The 3,164-nt window shown below is 76.0% G+C and carries 3 protein-coding genes; all 3 read right to left on the bottom strand.

Annotation, left to right across the window (positions count from 1 at the left end; genetic code table 11):
• On the bottom strand, positions 1-1,116 hold a 1,116-nt coding region (locus M8J74_RS43870), incomplete at its 3' end, for an SAV_2336 N-terminal domain-related protein (RefSeq protein WP_283949334.1).
• A 7-nt stretch (positions 1,117-1,123) separates the two neighbouring features.
• Positions 1,124-2,146 carry an AAA family ATPase gene (locus tag M8J74_RS43865; RefSeq protein WP_058923267.1) on the bottom strand — a complete coding sequence of 341 codons (1,023 nt, stop codon included), beginning with the start codon at positions 2,144-2,146 and terminating at the stop codon, positions 1,124-1,126.
• Between the two features lie 106 nt (positions 2,147-2,252).
• Positions 2,253-3,164, bottom strand: a 912-nt coding sequence (locus M8J74_RS43860) for a VMAP-C domain-containing protein (protein ID WP_443744585.1), incomplete at its 5' end; no start/stop codon positions are given.

Here is a 3,164-nt window from a genome sequence, read left to right as displayed (position 1 = left end):
CGGCAGCACCGGCACGGGCAGTCCGCGGCGCGGTTCGGCGGGGGCGCCGACCGGTGTGCGCACCCGCAGCACGGCGGCTCCGCCGAGCGTCTCGCCGCGGGTGAGGTCGCCGTAGGTCACCGGCAGCCGCGTGCGGGTCCACAGGCGCTGCGGCAGGGGTTGCAGGACGGCCGCCGGGGCCTGCCGGGCCAGGTGGTGCAGCAGCCGGTGCGCGCCGCCGCTGCGCCACAGCGGCCCCGCGCAGTCGCTGACCAGGAGGGTGATGCGGCGTCCGGTCGGGTCGCTGAGCCGGTCCGCCGCGTGCAGCGGGGCCGCGTGCGCGTCGAGGCTGCGGGAGACCACGGGTTCGCCGTCCGGGCTCTCGTGCAGATGGCAGACCTGCACGTCGCCGAAGGCGCCCAACTGCGCGAAGACCTGCTCCAGTTCGCTGAACATGCGGTCCCACACGCGCATCGACGGCGAGGCGTCCAGGACGAGCTGCAACCGGGTGTCGCCGCGGGTCACGGCCCGGTACACGGGCATCACCAGGCCGCCCGCGCGGGCGCTGAGTTCGGCCGTCGCGGTCTCGTCCAGGGTGCGGCGCAGCGGCGGGGCGGCACTGCGGTAGCCCTGCAACGGGCGTAAGGCGCGCTGGAGTTCGAGCGGGGACGGCAGCACGGGGGCGGCGGGCACGCCGACCGGCAGCGCCGAGGCGTGCCGCGACGCACGCGTGCGTGCCGCGTCGCCGCGAGAGGGCGGATACAGGGCGACGCGTCCGGCCGCCCCGGTGTCGTAGGAGGGCGGTGGATCGGGCGGCCGGGGGGCGGCCGCGTCCGGGGCGGACGGCGCGGAGCCCTGGCCGGAGACGCCCTCGTCCGGCCGTCCCGGCCCCTCCCCTCCGGGCGTGGGCGGATCGTCCTCGTCCCGGCCGTCCGCGGGCCGGGACCAACGGGCCAGCCAGAGGGCGTCGCTGAGTCCTTCCGCGTCGGGGTCCAGGCCGATCTGCCGCAGCCGTGCGACGAGTTCGGCGATCGGGTCACGGCCGTCCGCCGCGGGGGTGTCCCCGGGCGTGCGGGGGCCGTCCTGGGGTGCCGGGCCGTGGCCGCTGGGACCGTGGCGTGCGGTCGCGTCGGGCATCAGCGCCTCACCTCGGACGGTCGAGCCGCTGGATGAGCTGGTCGGCGAGCCGGTCGCGGCTGGGCGGCGCGGCCGCGTCGGTGAGATAGATCGCGTTCAACAGCTGGTCCGCGGCGAGGAGTTCACTGCGCGAGCGCTCCAGGAAGCGGTTGATGAGGTCGTCGCCGGCGCGGGCCGCCTCGGCGCCGAGGTGGGCCCGGACGAAGGTCGCGAGCCGGTTGTGGTCCGGGCGGTCCAGTTCCAGGTGGATGCAGCGGCGCATCAGCGGGGCGGGGAAGTCGCGTTCGCCGTTGCTGGTGAGGACGACGAACGGGAAGGCGCGGCAGCGCACCCGGCCGTCGCGCACCCGCACCTTGACCCCGTCGGCGGTGAGCACCTCGGCCTCGCCGTCCGGCAACCGGTCGGCGATGCGCTGGAGTTCGGGTATCTCGAACTCGCCCTCCTCCAGCACGTTCAGCAGGTCGTTCGGCAGGTCGATGTCGCTCTTGTCCAGCTCGTCGATGAGCAGCACGCGCGGGGTGTCGGAGGGCAGCAGGGCGGTCCCGAGCGGGCCGAGGCGGATGTAGCTGCCGATGCTCTCCACGGCCCCGGGGCTGCCGGCGGCGCCGCCGAACCCGCCCTGGGCGGCGATCTGCACGTCCTGCAGCCGGGCGATGGCGTCGTACTCGTACAGCCCGTCGCGGAGCGTGGAGCGGCTGACGACGGACCAGCGCAGCACCTCGCCCAGGCCCAGTTCGTAGGCCACCGAGTGGGCCAGGGTGCTCTTGCCCGCGCCGGGGCTGCCGGTGACCAGCAGCGGACGGCGCAGATACAGCGCCGCGTTGATCATCTCCAGTTCCTCGGCGCCCGGCCGGTGCAGCTCCGCCAGGTGGCGGTTGGCGCCGAGCCGGCGGTCCTGGGAGCCGTCTCCGGGGGCGCCGGAGTCCCGGCCGGAGAAGTCGCGCCAGGGCGGTGGGGCCGGCAACCGGTCTATCCCGTCGTGGGGTTCGCCGGCGCCTCGGTAGATGAGCCACTCATTGGAATCGGTCATGGTCCGGTCCTCGTCGTCACTCGTCCATGGCGGCCGTCGAACGTGCATCACCGTATCGACCCTCTGGGGGCGTGGTAAGGGGGCCGGAGAGCGCGCGACGGCCTCCTCAAGGTGCCTCCAGCAGGTCTCCGGTGCCGGGCAGGGGCTGGTGCGGGTCGTCGTAGTAGAGGGCGATCCCCTCGGCCCAGAAGGCGTCGGTCAGTCCGGCGCGCAGGCGCGCGCGTACGTCGTGCACGACGTCGGGCAGCAGCACCGTGCTGCCGCCGTCGTCCACGGCCTTGCGCGCCCCGCGGTGGAACTCCCCGCAGACGTCGTCCGGGCGGCCGGGGCGGCGCCGCCACAGGGCCACGCCGAAGCCGGCGTGCACGATGCGGGCCAGGGCCGCCGCGTCGTCCTCGTAGCGGTGGTCGCCGTAGCGGCACAGCACCGGGACGGTGCGGTGGGCCAGGCCCCGCAGGTCCGACAGGGCCGGCACGGGCTGTCGTACGCCGTCCTCGCAGTCCAGGACCTCCGCGCGGGCGTCGTGCAGGTGCAGCCAGCGCCAGCGGTCGTGCCGTTCGTGGTGGTCGTCGGCGGCGTCCTGGAGGTCGTACTCGCCGTCGTCGGGCAGTTGGTCGCGGTCCGAGCAGCGCACCACGACCGGGCGCTGCGCTCCCAACGGCGGCTCCTCGGACCGCAGTTGCCAGGTGTCGACGGGCAGTCCGAGCAGCAGGTGGGGCAGGGCCGCCTGGAGCGGCGCGGGACGGCCGGGGGCGTCGCAGCGGCGGAAGGCCTCCGCGAGCGGCCCGGCGGCCTCGGCCGGGAGCCGGTCCACCGGGGTGCGCTCGGCCTCGTGCAGCCGCAGCACGTCCCCGTCGGGGCGGGCCAGGGAGACCGACCAGTCGCACCGGTCCGGCTCCCATCCCCGGCGCAGCACCTCCAGCAGGACGGTCAGACGGGGTGCCACGCGCGCGTGCCCGCCGGGTCCCGGGGCGGGCGGACGGGCGGCCGCGGGCGTCACCGCGGGTGCGGCGGAGGC

The organism is Streptomyces panaciradicis (genome assembly GCF_023516615.1).
Classification (GTDB): domain Bacteria; phylum Actinomycetota; class Actinomycetes; order Streptomycetales; family Streptomycetaceae; genus Streptomyces; species Streptomyces panaciradicis.
The sequence above is the reverse complement of the archived record's forward strand: the minus strand, read 5'-3'. Positions and strand labels throughout refer to the sequence as shown.